This is a genomic window from Moorena sp. SIO4A1, assembly GCF_010672065.1.
Lineage (GTDB): Bacteria > Cyanobacteriota > Cyanobacteriia > Cyanobacteriales > Coleofasciculaceae > Moorena.
In genome coordinates this window covers 1-2060 of the sequence record NZ_JAAHHX010000364.1, presented here as the reverse complement: position 1 = coordinate 2060, position 2060 = coordinate 1, and the positions used below count along the sequence as shown (strand labels likewise).

Annotated in this window: 1 protein-coding gene and 1 pseudogene; both read left to right on the top strand. The window is 44.9% G+C overall.

Annotated elements, in window-relative coordinates:
* Window positions 1–335: 335 nt before the first annotated feature.
* Entirely contained in the window at window positions 336–1868 is a 1533-nt protein-coding gene (locus F6K53_RS38300) for a reverse transcriptase domain-containing protein (RefSeq protein WP_366511411.1), read from the top strand.
* A 12-nt stretch (window positions 1869–1880) separates the two neighbouring features.
* Window positions 1881–2060: pseudogene (locus F6K53_RS38295) on the top strand (hypothetical protein); the annotation flags it as partial.

The following is a 2060-nucleotide window of genomic DNA, read 5'->3' as shown; positions in this document are numbered from 1 at the left end:
GACATGGGTAACAGTAGCAAAAGTCCTGAAAAAGTGTCTTATTACAAAGCCGCAATCTGACTAGCAATGCGAGACTTCACTCTTTTATCCTCACGGAGTTTTAGCCTGGATATCCGTAATCTTCGAGGAAAGAGTAGGCAAATTGGACTGCCCTAAATCGTCAAAATAATCTAACAGACGGAACGAGTAAAAACGACAGCAACAATGAGTCTGTGGAAAGGTCGAAACCTCAGTAAGCTATGCCAAGCCTAATCCTCACTGTCGGGTAAGATGCAGTCGAATAACTGACTGCGGGTATCAAAATATACAAACCTTAGGAGAGCATAGGTAGACGCATGTCAAAACGATATAGCGACCTCTGGAAAAGCCAAAAGTGGAAAAAACTCCGCCAAAATCTTTTCCGCCTACAAAAGAGAGTATATAAAGCAGTTCGAGCCGGTGACCGGAAGAAGGCACGGTCGTTACAGAAACTGATTCTGAAATCCCGCGCTGCCCAACTTTTGGCTGTCCGTCAGGTAACACAACTAAATAAAGGGAAAAGAACGGCTGGAATTGATGGCCTGTCAAGCCTCAATTACAGACAACGAATGGAATTGGTAGAAACATTGAACCACTATGGCCACGACTGGAAACATAGCGGACTACGTGAAATCCCTATACCTAAAAAGAATGGGAAAATAAGGATGTTGAAAATACCGACCATCAATGACAGAGCCTGGCAGTGTCTAATTAAATTCGCGCTGGAGCCAGCTCACGAAGCAGGATTCAGCAAAGATAGTTACGGATTCCGAACAGGAAGGTGCGCCCAAGACGTTCAAAAACGCCTATTCAACCACCTAAAATCCGACAAAAACGGAATCACAAAAAGGGTCATCGAATTAGACATCAAAAAGTGCTTTGACCGTATCTCCCATACCTCAATAATGGAGAGGGTTATAGCCCCCACATCTATAAAAACGGGAATATTCCGCTGCCTTAAAGCCGGGGTAAACCTAGAGTTCCCTGAATTCCCTGAATTCCTCGAACAAGGAACCCCTCAAGGGGGAGTGGTCAGCCCTCTTCTAGCTAACATCGCACTCGACGGAATAGAGGACATACACACTAGTCTGAGGTACGCCGATGACATGGTATTTATCCTAAAGCCAAAAGACAATGCCACGAAGATATTAGACAAAGTCAAAGTCTTCCTAGCAGAACGCGGGATGGAAATCAGCGAAGAAAAGACCAAGCTGACTAAAGCGACAGACGGATTTAACTTCCTGGGGTGGAATTTTCGAGTCCAGAAAAACGGAAAATTCCGGTCAATTCCCTCAGAGGAAAACCACCGGAATATACGTAAGAAGATTAAAGCCGTAGTTAACAACTCGAATTATGGCGCTAAAGTAAAAGCCGAGAAACTAGCATCCATTGTACGTGGATGGCGGAACTACCATAATAGCTGCGATATGAGCAGCGCTCGGGATTCTTTGTGGTTCATGCGCAACACTGCCCACCGAAAATTCCGAAAGGAAAAGAAAGTAAGTCGGTATAGAGCTAATGAACTATGTAAAAAAGCATTCCCAAAAGTAGGGTATAAACAAAACCAACACGTGAACGTAAGGGGCACCAAGTCACCCTACGATGGTGACCTGGTGTATTGGAGTCAGCGGAATTCACGCCTATACTCCAACGCTACGTCAGAAGCTTTGAAAAAGCAAAGCCATTCCTGCGGATATTGCGGGTTAAGGTTCACGGAAGACGAGGATGTACATCTTCATCACATAGATGAAAACCACGACAACTGGTCAAAAAAAGAACCTATTAGCAGTTCATCGAAGCTGCCACCAGCAGTTACACTGGAGTCAAAAAGATACCTAGGAGCCGTGTGAGGCGAAAGTTTCATGCACGGTTCTGGAGCGGAGGTGCTCCCCGTAATAGGGGACATCGACCGTAATAAATCCAATCAAGATATTGAGCTTTTTTTGTCGAAAAAGCCTAGTATCTTGAAACGAATACTGAGTCAATCATTACGCCCCCTGGCTGATGCGGCTTCTGTTAACTCAACTCGCTGTACGTTATAC